Origin of the sequence: Pseudomaricurvus alcaniphilus (assembly GCF_011440395.1) — a bacterium.
Taxonomy (GTDB): domain Bacteria; phylum Pseudomonadota; class Gammaproteobacteria; order Pseudomonadales; family Cellvibrionaceae; genus Pseudomaricurvus; species Pseudomaricurvus alcaniphilus.
The window spans coordinates 154,365-173,286 of the sequence record NZ_JAAOIX010000001.1 but is presented as its reverse complement, the minus strand read 5'-3'; the positions used below and the strand labels follow the sequence as shown (position 1 = coordinate 173,286).

Sequence of the window (18,922 nt, the reverse complement as noted above, 5' to 3'; positions counted from 1 at the left end):
ATCCTCGCCAAATTGCGAGGCGGGGTAAAGCCCGGGTAGGGTTAGGAGCGGCGACGGAACAGGGGTAGGGGTTGGTCGCAGGCGGCCTGGTAGGTTTCAGAAAAGTCCTGCAGCGACGCCAGGTTTTTTTCCAGATCGGTTCCCTCCGGCATGCTGAAGCTGTTGAAACCGCAGCGCTTGAGGAAAAATAACTGGTCGCGGAATATGTCGCCAAAGGCCCGCAGTTCGCCGCTAAAGCCATAGCGCTCGCGCAGCAGGCGGGCGGTGGAAAAACCTCGCCCGTCCATAAAGCCGGGAAAGTAGACCGCAACCAGCGCCAATTGCGTGGCATCGTCACCCAGTTCTTCGGCCATCTGGTCGCTGTTTAACCACACACCAAGTGTCTGCGCGCGGGCTTGCAGCTGGTCTTTCTGGGCCTGCCATACCGCGAGGGGCACGATAACATTGCCCGCCGGAACATCGATGGATGCCTCGCAACCGTCAAGCCCGAGCACTTGCCAGTTATCTTCTACGATTTCAAAATCCTTAATCAGCTTGGGCATAGACTTGCTCCTTGAAGGGTGCGATTCCAATGCGGCGATAGGTGTCGATAAAACGCTCGCCTTCCACCCGCTTGGCAACGTAAACGTCGATCAGGGTCTGGATAATTTGGGGCATAACATCGGCGGTGAAGGCAGGGCCAAGCACGCTGCCGAGGGCGGCATCACTGCCGGCATTACCACCCAGTTGTACCTGGTAGAACTCCTGGCCCTTCTTGTCGACGCCGAGAATGCCAATATGGCCGACGTGATGGTGTCCGCAAGCGTTCATGCAGCCGGAGATATTCAAGTCCAGGTCGCCCAGGTCGTAGAGGTAATCCAGGTTGTCAAACTGGCGCTGGATGGCCTCGGCGATGGGGATGGACTTGGCGTTGGCCAGGGAGCAGAAGTCGCCCCCGGGGCAGCAGATCAGGTCGGTCAGGGTGCCAATATTAGGTGTGGCAAAGCCCTGCTTTTTGGCGGCTTGCCAGAGGTCAAACAGCTGATCCTTGCGCACGTCTGCCAGCACGATATTTTGCTCGTGAGTAGTCCGCACTTCGCCAAAGCTGAAGCTTTCGGCGAGGTCGGCAATGGCATCAAGTTGCGCGTCGGTGACGTCCCCCGGAGCGACGCCGGTCGGTTTCAGGGACAGGGTCACTGCGGCATAGCCGGCTTGCTTGTGGGCCCGAACGTTGCGCTTCAGCCACTTGCCAAAGGCCGGGTTTTGCTCGGCCAGTTGCTGCACCGAGGACTCCACCGCCGACTCATCGACGCTGACGTAGCTCGGCTGCGGGAAAAAGCGGGCCACGCGGGCGACTTCTTCGGCGGTGAGGGTGATAGCGCCATCGCGCAGGTGTTCGAATTCGGCATTGACCTTGGCGGCGAAGGCTTCGGCGCCCATGGCTTTGACCAGTATCTTGATGCGCGCCTTGTATTTGTTGTCGCGGCGGCCGAACTGGTTGTAGACCCGCAGTATCGCTTCCAGGTAGGAAAGCAGGTGCTGCTCGGGCAGGAACTCATTGATCAGCGAGCCGATAACCGGGGTGCGGCCAAGTCCGCCGCCCACGAGCACGCGAAAACCGATGTCACCGGCCTGGTTTTTAACTACTTCCAGGCCGATGTCGTGTACTTGCACGGCGGCCCGGTCACTGGCTGCGCCGGTGACTGCGATCTTGAATTTACGCGGCAAAAAGGCGAATTCCGGATGAAACGAAGACCACTGGCGAATAATCTCGCAATAGGGGCGGGGATCGACAATCTCATCGCTGCTGACGCCGGCAAACTGGTCCGACGTCACGTTGCGGATACAGTTACCCGATGACTGGGTAGCGTGCATTTCCACCTCGGCCAGTTCGGCCAGGATATCTGGCACTTCTTCCAGTTCCGGCCAGTTAAACTGGATATTCTGGCGGGTACTGACATGGCAATAGCCTTTGTCGTAGTGACGGGCGATATGGGCCAGTTTGCGCAACTGCCTGGCGCTGAGCATGCCGTAGGGCACGTTCACCCGCAGCATGGGCGCCAGGCGCTGGATATAGAGCCCGTTTTGCAAGCGCAGAGGCAAGAACTGCTCTTCAGTAAGTTCACCGGCCAGGTAGCGCTCAGTTTGATTCCTGAACTGCGTTACCCGATCACTGATGATTTTGCGATCGTAGTCGTCGTATTGGTACATTGATCAGTACACCTGAAAATTGTGTGGTTAAATGGCCCGGCTGCAGGCCAATTATCTCATAGAGATCAATTGCTTGTCGGAAGTTTTAAGGGCGCGAAGGATACACTAATTAAGCCCCGTTCGCGAGTTGCGACAACGTAGAAAAAAGTAACAGTCTTGTTACTTCTTATGCGGAGATAGCTAAATAGCAGCAAGATTTAAGACGATTAACGAATAAGTTTAAATAATTGATGGTTTTTTGCGATTAGATCAAATTACTATATGAGTATAGCTTGCTTAGGAAGTTAATGGCTTAGCCTTGGCGACCAGTAGCTGATCTGCAGTAACGTCTGCTGTAACTAAAGACCTGGATTTTGGAGTATAAAAATAATGAATGAAGAGTTGGAAATGATGGAACCTGGCGATAGCGTTGCCGATGCAATTGCCGCAGTGGCACTGATCGCGATTTTCGTCGCGACTTGCGTTTTCTGGGTCAGCGGCCAGTAATTGCCATTCCGGGGCCCGGTCTGGGCCCTTTCTCTCTCCCCACCGAGTGTTAATCCGGGCGCGCCTCACCTCTTGATTTGCTCAATCCCCCCATACTCCACTGGCTGCAATTTCGCGGCGAAGCGGACCTGCGCGGCTGGCAGTGATATGCTTGGGCTGCAGAGGCTTTTTGGCTTCGTTGAGAAAGGAATGGGGCAGGGGGCCGTTGGGGCTAGTGAAACTCAGGTTAGGAATCGCGCGTGTCGTTGCAGTTACACAACAGTTACACCTTCTGGCTTAGCAGAGCCGCCAGCGCTCTACAGGAAAGTTTTAACCAGGAATTGTCGCTACTGGAGGTTTCCTGGTCCCAGTGGATGGTAATCAATCTGGTTTCCAGGGGGTTGGCCGATACGCCAGCCACAATTGCTGAAACAATCGGGGTTAACCGCTCGGCGATCAGTCGCTCATTGGATCGCCTGGAAAAGAAGGGGCTGGTGGTTCGTGTTCCGGATAACGAGGACCGTCGCTCCACCAAAATTCAAATTACCGGGCCGGGCGCGCTTATGGTTGCACACATGGACGACGCGGCGGCGCTACACCAGAACCGGTTACTCAATCAGCTCGATCCCGATGACCGGCAAAGCCTGAAAACACTGCTGGCCAAGCTGCTATTGACCCAGGGCATCGATTGTTCCAGCTGGAGTTGACCGGGGGCGCAATCGGCAGGACGCAAATCACGGGGCTAGGAGCCTGTCGGACTTAGGTGCCCGTAGCGAGAGAAAGTCCGATTTGAGTCAGTTTTTAACCATTTTTGAGGCGAATAGTGGTTCTATTTAACGAGAAAATGGTTAAAAAATGGCCAAACTCGGCTTTTTCGCAGCAGGGCAATCCTAAGTCCGACAGGCTCCTAGGCCGTGGCTAACACGCTCCGTACGATCAGGTAAACCGTGGCGACAAAGGCTGCTGTAAAAATAATGCCCGCAACGATAAACACCCAGATATTACCGTGCTTGAAATCACGCTCCTGGTTGGCCTTGCTTTGCACACCAAAGGCGGCGGCGACGGTACTGACCAGGATATCCCGCAGGCCTGGTTTGTTATTTTGCTCCATGACTTACATCCCTTAATACTGACTCGCGAACAGTAAACCCAATGTTGGGGAAATGCCAGCTATGGGGAGCTTGCGGCGCCCCTCAAAACTCGTATACCACCTTGACCGATTCATCCACCAGGCGTGTATCGATATAACCAATCAGAGCAGGGTTTGACGCGACCAGTTTCTTGATCTGCTCCTCCCGCTCAACCTGAATCGGCGGCGTGCCTTTGCCGCTGAACAGTTTTTGTGCCCAGTAGCTCTTCAGCTGTTGGTTGTTTTTACGCAGTACCTCCTTGATAAACTCCTCCCGCAAAATGGAATACTCCTGCAGATCGACGGGAATGGCGTCGCCGCCGGTGGGAAATGATTTTCTTTTGCCGAGAAAAATTTGATTGATATCGGCTTTTTGCAGGTTGTCAGGGTTGCTGGGATGGATAATGACCGCTCCTCCTGACCAACAGCTCAGGGATAACACCAGGCTTATCATGGCCAGGCTAACCGCAGAGACTTTTTTAAGCTCTAGCACAGTGTAACTCCCGTCTTAAAAGACGATATCGACACCACTCAAAAAAATTCGTGCCACAATGTAGTACCAAGGTACCGACTTATTTTAGAAAAAGCGTACTAATAACCCGTTTGGCCGCTGGCCGTATTGGCAAATATTTGCATAAAGGCTAGGGGGTATCTTTAGTGGTGCTGTTTTATTGGTATTGCCAGACGGGTATAGCTATGCGAAGTAGGCGGACATTTTTTGGTAGGCGGCGCGGATATGCTCAATCAACAGCCGTACTTTCTTCGGCTGGTAGCGGGTGAAAGGGTAAACGGCGTAAACACCCAGTGAGCGGGGCTGATAGTCGGGCAGCAGGGGGGTCAGGTCCCCGCGCTGGATATCTTCATACACACTGCAGCGAGGCACGTAGACAATCCCGCAACCGGCCAAAGCGGCCTTGCGCAGGGCCTGGGCATTATTGGTGGAGAAGTTGCCAGATACTTTAATTGACTGGGATTGTTCCCGGTGAGTAAAACGCCAGTCATGGGCGCCTTGGGCCTGGTAGGTGTAGGCCAGGCAGTTGTGTTCCAGCAGCTCGGCCGGGGTTGTTGGTTGACCAAAGCGCTGGATATAGGCCGGCGCGCAGCAGACCACCCAGTGGGATTGAATCAATTTTTGCGCGATCAGGCTGGAGTCGTCCATGATGGCGGTGCGAATCGCCAGGTCCACCCCCTCCTTAACCAGATCGACCAGTGAATTGTCGAGTCGCATATCCACATTCAGGTGCGGGTGCTGCTGGCAAAATTCCGCCACCACCTGGGCCAGTAACAGCTCGCCGGAGATGGTGGGCACCGACATGCGAATGGTACCGCTCAGGCGCTCCGAGAGATGGCTCACGGCGCCCAGCGCTTCCTGCACCTGCTGGTTAATACCCTTGCAATGCTGGTACAGAGCCCGGCCTTCCTCGGTCAGGCTCAGGCGGCGGGTGGTGCGGTAGAGCAACTGGACACCGAGCTCCTGCTCGAGTTTGCTGATCCGCTTGCTGACCACGGCAGTGGTCAATCCGGCCTGGCGGCTGGCCTCCTTGAAGGAGTTGGCGTCCACCACCAGGGCAAACAGGGCGAGTTCAGTGGCGCCGGCCATGGTATCTCCAGGCAAATTTGGATTACAACGTTTTTGGAAATAGTAATTTTATCTGTTGCCGATTTATTATCAATAGACAATACGGTAATTTAAGGCCTTCAGTATTTGCCCGTGAAGGATACTCGTAATGCCCGCTCTCCCGTTAGCCTCTGCCAAGCGCCATACCTCCAAGCGGGTCTACCCGCCCAAACCGGCGCAGGTATACCTGTTTGGTACCTGCCTGGCGGATACCCTGTTTCCCCAATCCGGCCTCGATGCCATTGAACTGCTGGAACGCCAGGGGCTGGAGGTGCTCTTTCCCCAGGGGCAGTCATGTTGTGGCCAGCCGGCCTACAACTCCGGTTACGAAGACGAGGCCAGGGTGGTGGCCCGGCACCAGATCAAGCAGTTTCCGCTGGATATTCCCATCGTGGTGATCTCCGGCTCCTGCGGCGGCATGCTGCGACACCATTACCTGGACATGTTAAAGCATGACAACGACCTGGAAGTGGCGGCCTTCTGTGAGCGTATTTTTGAATTTACCGAGTTCCTCACTTGCGTGCTCGAAGTGAAGTTGCAAGACCAGGGCGCGCCCGAGCGAGTAGCGCTGCACACCTCCTGCGCCGCTCGCCGGGAGATGGACGTGCACATTACTGGCAAAGCCCTGCTGGAGCAATTGGGCCAGGTAGAGTTGGTAGAACACGACTATATCAGCGAATGTTGTGGTTTCGGCGGCACCTTTGCGGTCAAGCACGGGGATATTTCTGGCGCTATGGTGCAGGACAAGGTCAAACACCTGCTGGCCACCGATGCGGTGCGCTACGTCAGCGCAGACTGGGGCTGCATGATGAATATCAACGGAGCGCTGGAGTACCAGCAAGAAGCGTTTCGAGGCGAGCATATCGCCAGTTATCTGTTGCGCCGCACCCGGGGAGACAATGCGTGAATACGAGAGCCAATACCATCGCCACTGACGGCAGCAAATACGAGGCCAGCGCCCGTCAATTTCGGGGTAACGTTGCCCGGGACCTGGCCAACCCGCAACTGCGGGAAAACTTTCGCGGTGCCATGGATTACCTCACCGACAAGCGCCGGCAGGCGTTTCCGTCGGAAGATGAACTGGAAACCCTGCGCCGCAAATGCCAGCTTATTAAACAGCGCTGCCTGCTGAAGTTGCCCGAGTTACTGGAACAACTGGAAAGCAAACTGGAACAAAATGGCATTCAGGTGCACTGGGCGGAAACCACCGCCGAAGCCAACACCATTATTGCGGAGCTGATCCAGCGTAAAAATGGCACTAAAGTGGTGAAGGGCAAATCCATGGTGTCGGAAGAAACCGCCCTCAACGATCACCTCCAGGCCCAGGGCATCGAATGCCTGGAAACCGATATGGGGGAATACATCGTGCAAATGGCCGGTGAACATCCCTCCCACATCATCATGCCCGCCATTCACCAGAACAAGAGCCAGGTGGCCGATCTGTTTGCGCACAACATTCCCGGTTTTGACTACACCACCGACGTGGATACCTTGATTCGCACCGGCCGCCAGGCCCTGCGGGACAAGTTTTGTCACGCCGATGTGGGCGTGACCGGAGTGAACTTCGCCGTGGCGGAAACAGGCACCTTGTGCCTGGTGGAAAACGAGGGTAACGGCCGCATGGTGAGCACGGTACCCGAGATGCATATCGCCATTACCGGGATCGAAAAGGTGGTGGAATTGCTGGACGATGTGCCGCCGCTGTTGAGCCTGTTAACTCGCAGCGCCACCGGCCAGATCATTTCCACCTATTTCAATATGATCACCCATCCGCGCCGGGAAGGGGAAAAAGACGGTCCCAAAGAAGTGCACCTGGTGCTGTTGGATAACGGTCGCAGCCAGGCGTTTGCCGATGAGGAGTTGCGCCAAACCCTGCAGTGTATTCGCTGCGGCGCCTGCATGAACCATTGCCCGGTGTATACCCGCATCGGCGGCCACGCCTACGGTACGGTTTATCCGGGGCCGATCGGCAAAATTGTCTCGCCCCATATGCTGGGGCTGGAGGCCACCAAAGATTTACCGACGGCATCGTCTCTGTGCGGCGCCTGCGGTGAGGTGTGTCCAGTCAAAATACCGATCCCCAAAATCTTGCTGCGCCTGCGCAAGGAGTCGGTCAAAGCCAAAGGGGAGCCGCTGGTAGTCAAGGGCCAGGGCTGCAATCGCAAACCGCTGGAAGCGGGCATCTGGAAGCTGTGGAGCCGCTTGAATACGTCTCCCGTTATCTATGCGATCGCCATGTGGCTGGCCAGTCGCGGGCGCTGGTTGACGCCAGCCAAAGCCGGTGCCTGGACCCGGGTCAGAACCCTGCCCAAACCGGCCCGGCGCCCACTGCGCGAGTTGGTTAAACAGCGCGAACAAAGGAGGGAAGGGCAATGAATAGCGCCAAAGCCAATATTCTGGCAAAACTGAAAATGCAATTGCCGGCCGCCACAGACGCGGCGCTCCCCGCCGAGCCTGCGGCTGCTCCAGAAGTGCGGAGCCCGGCGCAAAATGTGGAGCAGTTTGTACGGTTGCTGACGGATAATCACGCCGAAGTAATGCGCATTAAACGCGCTGAAATTGCCGCATCGGTGAAAACCCTGTTGCAACAGCGCGATATCAACCAGCTGATGTGCGGCAGTGGTTGGGTAGATGCCCTGCAAGAGATCGAGGGCGAGATATCCCTGAACACCTTTTACCCCAGTATTGACGGCAATAAAGATACGCTGTTCAACTCGGTACCCGCCGCCATCACCGGTTCCCGCTGCGCTATCGCCGCCACCGGTTCCATTGTGCTGTGGCCGGACGCCAGTGAGCCGCGGAGCCTGTCGCTGGTGCCGCCGTTGCATATTGTGGTGGTGGAGCAAAGCGCGATCTATAACGACTTTGGTGAATTGATCAGGAAGCAGCGCTGGAGCGAGCAGCTGCCCACCAACGCCGTGCTGATCTCGGGGCCATCCAAAACTGCGGATATCCAGCAGACCCTGGCCTATGGGGCACATGGGCCTCGGGAGCTGGTGGTGCTGTTGGTAGAATAGCGCACAGCTTGTATAGCATGCCTGCGGTGCGGCGACATTATCAGCACCGGTACACCGCCGGGAGTGATTCTCTACGCCAAATAGTTACTCCATGCGCTTACGACAAGGGTACTGACCAGTGCCCTTGTCGTTTTTTTTCTTCCTGCGTTACACCTTCAAAACGCATTCAGCCTCCTGAAACGGGTCTCTCAGGTTTTATGGGTTTCCATTTAAACGAGTGTTGTCGGCAGTCCGTAGCGTCGGAGATATCCAGATATAACATGTTTTGATGTGGTAACCAGACCCGCCTATTATTGCGTATAATGTATATTATGTTAAATTGAATATTATTCTCTGGAAGGTTTAGTCCATCAATTTGTGAGCTGTGGTTTCTTCCACCCGCAACAGTTGGGCAATAGGAATAAAAGATAACCGATGACAAAGCTGAGGCCGCACCGTTAAAAACGCTGGATTTAGCCACTGCGGCCGTAACTCATGGATGTAGCTGGATAGACTCTTTGGCTCACTCAAACATCATCAGCCAGCCCTATTAAATCCCCTCTCGCTCAGCCAGATGATTGAGCGGCCCCATGCGTTTGTGCAGCACGCCAAACACAACCAGGTGTTGCTCATGCACCGCGTAATAAATGACGTGGCTGGCATGAGGAAAGCTCAACACATTTGAATCAACTTCGGGCCTGGGTTTGCCCAGTGAGGGCGTTGCAGCAAGCAGGCGAATGGTATTGCGAAGTTCCGATAAGTATTTTACAGACTGAGCAGGCCCCCATTGTTTTAGCGTAAACCGGCGGATTTCGATCAAGTCCGCCTGGGCATCCGGGGTTAAGCCATAAGTTGGCATCAGTCGTGATGGCCCGCTTCCAACTCATCGAAAAATGAATCGCCATCAACCAGGTTGCCCGCTGCTATATCGGCCCTGGCTTGAACCGCTCTTGATTGCAACAATTGCAATTTGAGCTTCTCGATGCTTGCGTACTCGTCCGCTGAAATTACCACCGCAACAGGTTTGCCGTTCTTGCTAATCTGGATCGGCGCACGTTGGGCTTTTAACAACATATCGCCGAAATGGGTTTTAGCTTCATTGGCAGAAAGTGTGTCCATCGTCTTTGATCTCGCTTAAATCGTTCGATTCGTTCAGTATAAACGAATCGAACGATAACCTCCAAGCTCATCATAAAACGCCGTAAGGCCATCAGGCACATCTGATCAATGCACTGAATAACCTTGAACCATGCATGCGACCTGCAACACTCAGTTGAGCCGCTCGATAACAGTGCTAATCCCCTGCCCCATGCCCACGCACATGGTGGCGACGCCCAGGTTGCCGTCACGCTGGCGCATGACATTGAGCAAGGTGCCGGTGATGCGCGCGCCGGAACATCCAAAGGGATGGCCCAAGGCAATGGCGCCGCCGTGCAGATTCACTTTGGCGTCCATTGAGTCCAGCAGTTGCAGGTCTTTCAGTACCGGTAGCGCCTGGGCGGCAAAGGCCTCGTTGAGTTCCAGGAAATCAATATCGGCCATGGATAACCCGGCCCGCTGCAGCGCCTTGTGCGTAGACGGTACCGGGCCGTAACCCATAATGGAGGGGTCAACGCCGGCAACGGCCATGGCGCGAATACGAGCCAGGGGCTTTACCCCCAACGCCTGGGCCCGCTCTGCCGACATGACGATCATTGCCGAGGCACCGTCAGTGATCTGCGAGGAGGTTCCTGCCGTTACCGTACCCTTGGGGTTAAACACCGGCTTCAGGGTGGCCAGGGATTCCAGCGTGGTTTCCGGGCGAATGGTTTCGTCCTGCTTGACCAGGGTGCGGAAACCCTGCCCATTGTGGCCTTCGATAGCAATAATCTCTTCGGCAAAGCCGCCGTTGTCGGTGGCAGCCTGGGCCAGGCGATGGGAGCGTTCAGCAAAGGCATCCTGCTGCTCGCGGCTTATGCCGTGCATCAGGCCCAGCATTTCTGCGGTCATGCCCATCATACCGGCGGCCTTGGCCACATGCTTGGCCAGCCGCGGATTGGGATCCATACCGTGGGTCATGGTCAAGTGGCCCATGTGTTCCACACCGCCGATCACAAACATATCGCCGTTGCCCGTCATGATCGCCTGGGCGGCAGTATGCAGGGCTGACATGGAAGATCCACACAGACGGTTTACGGTCTGCCCTGCCGCTGCATGGGGAATCACGGTCAACAGGGAGAACATGCGCGCGATGTTAAAGCCCTGCTCCAGAGTCTGGTTGACGCAACCCCAGATCACATCCTCCACCTCGGCGGGATCGAGTTTCGGGTTGCGGGCAAACAGCCCGTTCACCAGCTCAGCGGAAATATCCTCGGCCCGGCGGTCGCGGAAGCAGCCACCCTTGGAGCGGCCCATGGGTGTGCGCGCAAAATCTACAATCACAGCGTCTCTTGAATTTACAGTCACAATCTCTCTCCTGTCCGTTTAGGCCTGGCCAGGCAGAGCGTAAAAACGCTCACCTGCAGCCGCCATTGCGCGCAATTTATCGGTCACTTTATAAGCGCCACCCAGTTCTGCGTATTTATCCGCCTGGGCAACAAAGCTTTCCAGTCCCAGGGAATCCATATATTTCAGTGCGCCGCCCACAAATGGCGGCATACCAATACCGTAAACCAGCGCCAGGTCCAGCTCGTTGGCGCTATCGACAATGCCATCCTCCAGACAGCGAACTGCCTCGAGGCAGAGTGCTGTCATCATCCGCTCCAGTATCTCACTGTCCTCGAATTGCCGGCGCGGGGCGCAGTGCGGGGCCAGCAGGTCATAGACTGCCGGGTCCACACGCTTCGCCGGTTTGCCGCGCTTGTCCATCTCATAACGGTAGTAGCCGCAACCGTTCTTTTGCCCCAGGCGCTCGTTTTCCAGCAGCAGCTGGTGGCCGGTCTTGAAGTGCTGCTGCATGCGGTCGGGAAAACCCTCGGCCATGACGGCACTGGCGTGCACACCGGTATCGATGCCCACCACATCCGCCAGGTAGGCGGGCCCCATGGGCCAACCAAATTTCTCCATCACCCGATCTGCCTGGACGAAATCCGCTCCATCATGCAGTAACTGCAGAAAGGCGCCCATGTACGGGAGCAAAATACGGTTGACCAGAAACCCCGGGCAATCGCGCACCACGACGGGTTTCTTGCCCATCGCCAGCGCATAGTTCACGGTTTTGGCCACGGTGGCCGCGCTGGTTTTACTGCCGCGAATCACTTCCACCAACGGCATCGCGTGAACCGGATTGAAGAAATGCATGCCGCAGAAATTTTCCGGGCGACTCAGGGGTTGGGCCAGGTAATCGATGGAAATCGTCGAGGTATTGGACGCCAGTACAGTGTCCGCACCGATCTGTTGCTCGGCTTCCGCCAGCACCGCGTGCTTGACCTTGGGGTTTTCGACCACAGCTTCCACAACGATGTCCAGGCCGCCAAAATCGCCGTAGTTGAGCGAGGGAACAATGGCATTCAGTACCGCGGCCATCTGCTCGGGCTTCATGCGCCCGCGATTGACGCGCTTGGCCAGCAGCTTGGCCGCTTCGCCCAAACCCAGTTCGATGCCGGCCGGGTTAATGTCTTTCATGATTATGGGCGTTCCGGTGACGGCGGACTGGTAGGCAATGCCGCCGCCCATAATGCCGGCACCGAGGACCGCCGCGCGTTTTACCGGGTCGCTCTGGGCCGCCCACTTTTTACCGATTTTGGCCAGTTGCTGATCGCCCAGGTACATCGCCACCAGATTGGCCGCTACTTCGGTCTTGGCCAGTTTGCTGACCGCTGCTGTCTCCACCTTGAGGGCTTCGTCCCGTGACAATTTGGCGTGCTTCTGAATTGTCTTCACCGCGGTCAGGGGCGCAGGATAGTGCGGCCCCGCCTGTGCGGCTACCATGCCCTTGGCGGTCTCGAAAGACATGCTCGCTTCGATATCGTTGAGTAACAGCGGGCTCTTCTTTTCTGCCTTTCTGGCCTGCCAGTCGAAATCACCGGCAATTGCTCGCTCCAGCAGGTCGCGACCCGCGGGTTCCACCAACTCTGGTGCGACCACGGCGTCGACCGCGCCAACCGCCAGCGCAACCTGCGCCTTCTGCCGCTTGCCGCTAGCGATCCACTCGATGGCGTTATCTGTGCCCACCAGGCGAGGAAAGCGCACCGTGCCGCCATAACCGGGGATAATGCCCAACTGGGTTTCCGGGAAACCGACAATCGCCGCTTCACTCATCACCCGGAAGTCGGTGGTGAGGGCCATCTCGAAACCACCGCCGAGGGCAACGCCGTTGATCAGGCTGACCGAGGGATAAGGCAAGTCTTCGATGGCATTGAAGGTATTGTTAATGTCAGCGAGCGAGGCAATGATATCTGCTTCAGCCAACACAAAGTTCTGGCCGAATTCGGTGATGTCGGCACCGACAATAAATACCGGCTTGCCGCTCTTAACCAGCAGCCCCCTGACGCCATCCGCGGCCGCCAGTTGCCGAGTGACTTCGCGCAACTCATCGAGTGTCTGTCTGTTGAACTTGTTGACCGAGTCATTCTCCAGGTCAAACACCATTTCCGCGATACCATCGCCCGATACGCTCAAGCGTATCGCCTTACCTTGAAACTCCATTGGTTTACTCCGTAAGTATTGTCTCTTATGCCCCCATACCGTGATAACGGCTATTGTATGGATGGGCGCTACCCTGTGGTGAATGTGTTCGTAGACTGATTCTAGAGAGAAGTGGCCAACAAACAATTACAAAGACAACCAATATCACTGTCGAAATAAAGCTCTGCCCGAAAAGCGCCGAATCAGGTTCCAGCTTCGATCTCTCCAGAGCGATACTGCCCCGGGGTGACACCGGTCCACTTCTTAAACGCGCGAAAAAACGTACTTATCTCGTCAAACCCGAGTCGATCGGCAATTTCCCTGTTGCTCAAATCTGGACAGCCCAAATAGTGGAAAGCCGCTTCCATGCGACACTCGTCTTTCAACTGCTGGAACGAGGTATTTTCCTTCTGCAGCTTGCGCCTCATGGTAGTGACAGACATATTGAGCCTGCGCGCGATCTGCTCGCTGCTTAACATGGCGTGGCTGACATTCTGGTTCAACAGGGCCTTGACCCGGTCGGACAAGGCTTGGCCCTCGCCGGTCTTTACCACCAGGTCAAAAGGGGCCAGGCGCAGAAACTCTTCCAGGCTCTCTTCGGTTTGAGTAATGGGGTAATCCAGAAACCTGGCCGGGAACTCTATGCCGTTGAAGTCGTGTTCGAATACCCGTTGCTTTGGGGAAAGAGACGCCATTTGCGCCACCTCCCCCTGGCCAGGAAAGGTAAAGTACACCCGGTCAACCGGTATGTCTCGACCGATCAACCAGCTGTAGTAACGGTGCAGGGTCGCCAGGGTGGTGTGAATCACTACCGGCGAAACAGTCGCCAGCAACTGCTCAAACTCTGCCGCGGTAATGCAATCCAGCGGCGCCAAGCGGAGCCGCGCCACGTCGTCCAATTCCTCCAATTGGCCGCTGACTTTGAAGCCCCGGCAAATTTGGCTGAATTCCCGGGTTCGAATCAAACCCTGGCGCAGTGTCTTGCAATGCAGAACGGAGAGGGACAAAAGCCGGAATGAGCCTTTGCGAATGGGGCCGCCGCTGAGCATGCCAAACCATTCGTCCTGGAATACCCACATGGCTCTCTGGTACAACTTGCCGTAGCGTGGCGCGGAAAAATAGTGCCCCTTCAGCTCCCGTGGCTCGATGCCGGAATCTGCCAGCAGTTGGGGCACGCTGTAGCCATGCTGGTCCACCTGGCTGAGCAGGTTTTCCACAAAACTGATTGGGACCGTAATCGGTGACTCTGGCATGGCTGCTGGCGCTGGGTTTCCCGCTGAATTTGAAGAAAGCTGATACGACTGGCCAGGTTAATGGTCGTTCTACTCAATAAGTGCTTTCAACCTCGCCAGCTCCTGCTCCAGGTAACTGACCCTGTCGTTGAGCTCAGCCAGAGTGGCCTGGTCGACGGAGCTTCCGCGGCTGGCCGGCGGCTCTGTCCGCGCCGCGCTCTGGGTTTCCCTGGCGTAAGCCTCCTGGTCCACAGGCCCGGCAAATAAATGGGTATACTCTGCATCCTTGCGCCCCGGGCTGCGGGGCAGCTGCACAACCAGCGGATCATCGTCCCGCTGCAGCAACCCGTCGAGCGCGCTGAGCACGGCATCGTTGTCGGCGAATTGATGCAGGCGACCGCTGTGAGCCCGCAACTCTCCCGGTGTTTGTGGGCCGCGCAGCAACAGCAGGCAGATGATGGCGTATTGGGCCTCATCAAATTGCAGCCCGCCGAAGGGGGTGTTGCAGAAGCGGTGGCCGTATTTTTCAGTGCCCCTTTTAAAGCTTTCTTCAACCCGGACCAGCTTGCGCTCACCCAGCTCCCGCGCACTGCGCTGCACCTCACCACTGGACAGGTTGAGCACCGGATTGCGGCTGGATTTCTGGTTGCAGGCGTTGGTCAGAGCGTTGAGCGTAAGTGGATACTGGTCGGGGGTGGTGATGGATTTTTCCATCAGGCAGCCGATGATACGGCACTCAATATCGGTTAGTAATTCTGGCACGGTGACATCCCCATTAAGGTTATTGTAATTTTGACTCTACCCCATAGCGCCCAACTCAGCTGCGTGTTTTTTGCGTCGGCTGCACTTTCTTGTTGGCTGTGAGGTCTTGCAAAGAGCCCGAAACGTATTTGTGAATGATGCTCGAGACAAAGGTTTGGTAAGGGATGCCCTCTTCCGATGCTCTTGACTGGATAGCCGTTAAATCCCTGTTTGAGATTCGAATATTTATTCTTTTGTCTTTTTTAAACGTGTTGCTGGCAAAAGCCGTCAATTCTTTTTTACGGGCTTCCGTTAATACTGATTCAAACTCGCCAGCCTCCACGGCATCTAGCAGAGTTTTCTCTTCTTTCGATAACTTGCCTTTGCTCATGATCCACCTCCGAGGTACAACTTGGTAAATTTTCTGCTGGGAATGATTGTTTTCAGAAATATTTCATCTTCGCTTTCCACATACGGGACGAGGTGAACGTATTCTTTAATACAAATGACGAAAATCCGTTGATTGGCGTAATCCGAGGCGTTTGGATGAGCAATATCATCTAATAGACCACCATGTTCAATATGAAAGATCGCCTCTTCAAAAGAAACGCCTCGCCCGACTATTAGCTCCTGATTTTTATCAGGGTTCCAATTGAAGATTTTCATGCGCTAAAGTGTAGCACTGGTGTGTGCACTTTGTCATCAACGAGCGAAAGCGGTCAACATGACCGGCACAATAGCTTCAAACAATGGCATCCGGCTCTTTTTTCGCAGACAAATTCAGTCGAGTTCATTCCAACACTACTTTTTGATCCGCAACCGCAGGGCATTGCTAACCACGGACACCGAACTCAGGCTCATCGCCAGGGCGGCGATCATCGGCGATAACAGCAGCCCGGTAAATGGATAGGCCACCCCGGCCGCGACCGGCACACCGATGCTGTTGTAGAGAAAGGCAAAGCCCAGGTTTTGGCGCATGTTACTCACGGTTATGCGGGACAGGTGGATCGCTTCGCCAATGCCGCGCAGGTCGCCTTTTACCAGGGTCACCTGGGCGCTGTTCATGGCCACGTCGGTACCGGTACCCATGGCGATGCCCACATCGGCCTTGGCCAGCGCTGGCGCGTCGTTGATGCCATCCCCGGCCATGGCGACGATGCGCCCTTCTTGCTGCAGGCGGCTGACAATATCCAGCTTGGCCGCGGGGGTAACCTCGCCGTAGACATCCTCGATCCCCAGTTCGCGGGCCACCGCCCGCGCGGTTTTCTCGCCATCCCCGGTCGCCATAATGACCCGCACACCTTCACTGCGCAGCTGTTCGATGGCCGACCTGGTGGTCTCCTTGATGGGGTCGGCCACGGCCAGTACCCCGGCCAGTGCGCCATCGACACCCAGGTAGATGACGCTGGCACCCTCCTCCCGCAGTTTGTCAGTGTCCGCATTCAGATTATGCAAATCGACCCCGTGCGCTTGCATCAGCGCGGTGTTACCCAACACCAGCCCGTGTCCTTCGACCTGGCCAGTGACACCGATACCGGATTCCGATTCAAAGTCCTCCGCGGTGGACAGGCTCAACTCCCGCTCGCGGGCGGCGGTGACGATGGACATAGCCAGCGGGTGTTCGCTGCCTTGATCGAGACTTGCCGCCAGTCGCAGTACCTCGTCACGATCAAAATCAGTCGTGGCGATAACTTCACGGAAAACGGGCCGCCCCTCGGTCAGGGTACCGGTTTTATCCACCACCAGGGTATCCACTTTGCGCAGTGCTTCAATGGCGGCGGCATCCCGAAACAGCACGCCCCGGGTGGCGCCCATGCCAGTGGCCACCATGATGGACATAGGGGTTGCCAGGCCCAGGGCACAGGGACAGGCGATGATCAAAACAGCCACCGCATTGATCAATCCGTGCACCCAGCCCGGCTCTGGCCCCCAAAGTCCCCAGGCGAAGAAGGTGACAACGGCAACCATGACCACAGCGACTACGAAATAACCGGCCACCACATCGGCCAGGCGCTGCATCGGCGCGCGGGAGCGCTGGGCCTGGGCCACCAGGTTGACGATCCGCGCCAGGGTGCTGTCCTGGCCCACCTGTTGCGCCTCGATCACCAGACTGCCGCTGGTATTCATGGTGGCGCCAATGACCCTGTCGCCGGGGCGCTTGGACACCGGTACCGGTTCGCCGGTGAGCATGGATTCGTCCACCGCGCTGCCACCCTCCACCACTTCACCGTCCACTGGCACTTTTTCGCCGGGCCGCACCCGCAAGTGGTCGCCGGCCCGAACGTCGGCCAGCGGCACATCCGCTTCACTGCCGTCGCCATTGATGCGGCGGGCGATATCCGGTGCCAACTGCAGCAGGGATTTAATCGCTTCCGAAGTGCGGGAGCGAGCCTTGAGTTCAAACAACTGGCCCATCAGGGTCAGGGAAATGATTACCGCCGCCGCTTCAAAATAGACACTGACCCGCCCGTCCATAACAAACGCCGCCGGAAATACCCCGGGAGCGATGGTGGCCACCAGGCTGTAAACGTAGGCCGCGGCGGTTCCGAGACCGATCAAGGTCCACATATTGGGGCTTTTGTTGACCACCGATTGGGCGCCACGTATGAAGAAAGGCAGCCCGGACCACAACACCACCGGGGTCGCCAGCAGTAATTCCACCCAGTTGTGCCAGCCCGCGGGGAGCCAGCCGTGGCCGAACATGGCCAGGATAAAAACACCGAGCGTAAACGGCAGGCTGAACCAGAAACGGCGCCGAAAATCCACCAGTTCCGGGTCGTCCGCGTCGTCCAGCGTCGGCATCTCCGGCTCCAGCGCCATGCCGCATTTGGGGCAAGTGCCCGGCCCCTGCTGGCGCACCTCAGGGTGCATGGGGCAGGTGTACCAGGCGTTGCTGTCGCCGGCCGGTTGCTCGGCGGGGTGCAAATACTTGCCCGGGTCGCTGGCAAATTTACTGCGACAGCCAGCGCTGCAAAAATAGTAGTCCTCGCCCTGGTGATGGACATGATGGGCGGAATCTTCACTGACCGTCATCCCGCACACCGGATCCTTGAGCGCAGCCAGCGGAGCCTGGTGGACGTGTCCGTGATCGTGTCCGTGATTGTGATGGTGATCGTGTACCTGGTCGTGGTGACAGCCGGTGTGCTTGTTCATGGTCTTGCCCTCTTGGTCGAGAACGATTGGTAGTTCGGTCAGGTTTTAACTTGTTGCAAGTCGATTTGTGATTCAATCAAGCGGCAGACGGAGTGACCGTCGGGCACGCTGTCAGGCATTTCTTCCCATTCGGCCATGCTGGCTTCCATGCGATCGCAGAGTAGCGTCAATTCCTTGATGGTCTTGCGGGTTTCAAGGATCCGCTGGTGCATCATTTCCCGGACTCGCGGACAGGGAGAATGCGCTTCTTTGGCGTCGCTGAAAATCTGCTGGATATCGTCGAGGTGCAGACCCAGTTGGCGGGCGGTTTTGATAAAGCGCAAGCGGGATAACGCCTGGGAGCCGAAGATCTGGTACCCATTGTTTCTATCCCGCTCCGGCGACAGTAAACCGATCGACACATAGTGCCGAATAGTATCCTTGGTGACTCCGGCTTTACTGGCTAGTTGGCTGATTTTCATGGCGTTGGCTCCTGAGTGTCCTTAGTGTACAACCATTGGGTTACCCCACGGTCAAGAGATTTTCAAGAATCTGGTGTAGCTGCCCGGGCTGGGGCATAAACGATCCTAATTACCACCTACGCTAAGCGTCGTGCAGCCGGCAGTATGTTAGGCATGGCTGCGGGGGCTTGCTTTCAAGACCCTCGACAGCAGGGATGCTGTCGTGGAGCCTCCAGGGATGGATGCACGGCGAGTCTTGAAAGCAAGCCCCTGGAGGCAGGCCGGGAGCAAAGCTGCTGTCGCAAGGGCTACAGGGTATATGTTTACTATCGCCGATAACTGGCTTATTCATA

The 18,922-nt window shown here is 56.5% G+C and carries 19 protein-coding genes; 4 read left to right on the top strand and 15 right to left on the bottom strand.

All coding sequences use genetic code 11. The features are described from left to right. Positions 1–41 precede the first annotated feature (41 nt). Entirely contained in the window at positions 42–542 is a 501-nt protein-coding gene (locus G8764_RS00750; RefSeq protein ID WP_166160904.1) for a DUF934 domain-containing protein, read from the bottom strand. Next, a complete protein-coding gene (locus G8764_RS00745) occupies positions 526–2,190 on the bottom strand; it encodes a nitrite/sulfite reductase (protein WP_166160902.1) in 1,665 nt (554 codons plus the stop codon). The genes G8764_RS00750 and G8764_RS00745 overlap by 17 nt, the downstream gene beginning before the upstream one ends. A gap of 725 nt (positions 2,191–2,915) precedes the next feature. Here G8764_RS00745 and G8764_RS00740 point away from each other — a divergent pair. Further along, positions 2,916–3,362 carry a MarR family transcriptional regulator gene (locus G8764_RS00740; protein ID WP_166160900.1) on the top strand — a complete coding sequence of 149 codons (447 nt, stop codon included), beginning with the start codon at positions 2,916–2,918 and terminating at the stop codon, positions 3,360–3,362. A gap of 200 nt (positions 3,363–3,562) precedes the next feature. Here G8764_RS00740 and G8764_RS00735 read toward each other — a convergent pair whose 3' ends face one another. The 3 genes from G8764_RS00735 to G8764_RS00725 all read right to left on the bottom strand — a co-directional run bounded on the left by G8764_RS00735 (position 3,563) and on the right by G8764_RS00725 (position 5,384). Then, positions 3,563–3,766 carry a DUF2970 domain-containing protein gene (locus G8764_RS00735; RefSeq protein ID WP_166160898.1) on the bottom strand — a complete coding sequence of 68 codons (204 nt, stop codon included), beginning with the start codon at positions 3,764–3,766 and terminating at the stop codon, positions 3,563–3,565. Positions 3,767–3,848: 82 nt separating this feature from the next. Then, entirely contained in the window at positions 3,849–4,277 is a 429-nt protein-coding gene (locus tag G8764_RS00730; protein WP_341806261.1) for a type 2 periplasmic-binding domain-containing protein, read from the bottom strand. A gap of 201 nt (positions 4,278–4,478) precedes the next feature. After that, positions 4,479–5,384 (bottom strand): LysR family transcriptional regulator, encoded by a 906-nt coding sequence (locus G8764_RS00725; protein ID WP_166160896.1) that lies wholly within the window; start codon positions 5,382–5,384, stop codon positions 4,479–4,481. A 127-nt stretch (positions 5,385–5,511) separates the two neighbouring features. On the opposite strand from G8764_RS00725, the gene G8764_RS00720 reads away from it, so the two are divergent. From G8764_RS00720 to G8764_RS00710, 3 genes are read left to right on the top strand one after another with little or no spacing between them, the layout of a single operon-like run. Beyond that, complete coding sequence (locus G8764_RS00720) at positions 5,512–6,309, top strand: (Fe-S)-binding protein (RefSeq protein ID WP_166160894.1); 798 nt, start codon at positions 5,512–5,514, stop codon at positions 6,307–6,309. Continuing rightward, positions 6,306–7,778 carry a LutB/LldF family L-lactate oxidation iron-sulfur protein gene (locus tag G8764_RS00715; RefSeq protein ID WP_341806260.1) on the top strand — a complete coding sequence of 491 codons (1,473 nt, stop codon included), beginning with the start codon at positions 6,306–6,308 and terminating at the stop codon, positions 7,776–7,778. The genes G8764_RS00720 and G8764_RS00715 overlap by 4 nt, the downstream gene beginning before the upstream one ends. Beyond that, the gene (locus G8764_RS00710; protein WP_166160892.1) at positions 7,775–8,419 is read left to right on the top strand and encodes a LutC/YkgG family protein; all 645 of its coding nucleotides are present in this window, start codon (positions 7,775–7,777) and stop codon (positions 8,417–8,419) included. Before G8764_RS00715 ends, G8764_RS00710 begins: the two co-directional genes overlap by 4 nt. Before the next feature lie 529 nt (positions 8,420–8,948). Here the strand turns inward: G8764_RS00710 and G8764_RS00705 are convergent. The 10 genes from G8764_RS00705 to G8764_RS00660 form a co-directional block, all read right to left on the bottom strand. Beyond that, entirely contained in the window at positions 8,949–9,257 is a 309-nt protein-coding gene (locus G8764_RS00705) for a type II toxin-antitoxin system RelE/ParE family toxin (RefSeq protein WP_166160890.1), read from the bottom strand. Continuing rightward, positions 9,257–9,517 carry a type II toxin-antitoxin system Phd/YefM family antitoxin gene (locus G8764_RS00700; RefSeq protein ID WP_166160888.1) on the bottom strand — a complete coding sequence of 87 codons (261 nt, stop codon included), beginning with the start codon at positions 9,515–9,517 and terminating at the stop codon, positions 9,257–9,259. Before G8764_RS00700 ends, G8764_RS00705 begins: the two co-directional genes overlap by 1 nt. A 150-nt stretch (positions 9,518–9,667) precedes the next feature. Next, positions 9,668–10,843: an acetyl-CoA C-acyltransferase FadA gene (fadA, locus tag G8764_RS00695; protein ID WP_166160886.1), complete on the bottom strand. Its 1,176-nt coding sequence runs from the start codon at positions 10,841–10,843 to the stop codon at positions 9,668–9,670. Between the two features lie 18 nt (positions 10,844–10,861). After that, positions 10,862–13,024 carry a fatty acid oxidation complex subunit alpha FadB gene (gene fadB / locus G8764_RS00690; RefSeq protein WP_166160884.1) on the bottom strand — a complete coding sequence of 721 codons (2,163 nt, stop codon included), beginning with the start codon at positions 13,022–13,024 and terminating at the stop codon, positions 10,862–10,864. A 182-nt stretch (positions 13,025–13,206) separates the two neighbouring features. Then, positions 13,207–14,256 carry a helix-turn-helix domain-containing protein gene (locus G8764_RS00685; protein WP_166160882.1) on the bottom strand — a complete coding sequence of 350 codons (1,050 nt, stop codon included), beginning with the start codon at positions 14,254–14,256 and terminating at the stop codon, positions 13,207–13,209. Between the two features lie 69 nt (positions 14,257–14,325). Beyond that, on the bottom strand, positions 14,326–14,997 hold the full coding sequence (locus G8764_RS00680; protein ID WP_166160880.1) for a DUF480 domain-containing protein: 672 nt from the start codon (positions 14,995–14,997) through the stop codon (positions 14,326–14,328). A gap of 55 nt (positions 14,998–15,052) precedes the next feature. Further along, complete coding sequence (locus G8764_RS00675) at positions 15,053–15,367, bottom strand: CopG family antitoxin (protein ID WP_166160878.1); 315 nt, start codon at positions 15,365–15,367, stop codon at positions 15,053–15,055. Then, the gene (locus tag G8764_RS00670) at positions 15,364–15,642 is read right to left on the bottom strand and encodes a BrnT family toxin (RefSeq protein WP_166160876.1); all 279 of its coding nucleotides are present in this window, start codon (positions 15,640–15,642) and stop codon (positions 15,364–15,366) included. Before G8764_RS00670 ends, G8764_RS00675 begins: the two co-directional genes overlap by 4 nt. A gap of 135 nt (positions 15,643–15,777) precedes the next feature. Continuing rightward, positions 15,778–18,129, bottom strand: coding sequence for a heavy metal translocating P-type ATPase (locus G8764_RS00665; RefSeq protein WP_166160874.1), 2,352 nt, complete (start codon positions 18,127–18,129; stop codon positions 15,778–15,780). A gap of 38 nt (positions 18,130–18,167) precedes the next feature. Then, positions 18,168–18,590: a MerR family transcriptional regulator gene (locus G8764_RS00660; protein WP_166160872.1), complete on the bottom strand. Its 423-nt coding sequence runs from the start codon at positions 18,588–18,590 to the stop codon at positions 18,168–18,170. Positions 18,591–18,922 lie beyond the last annotated feature (332 nt).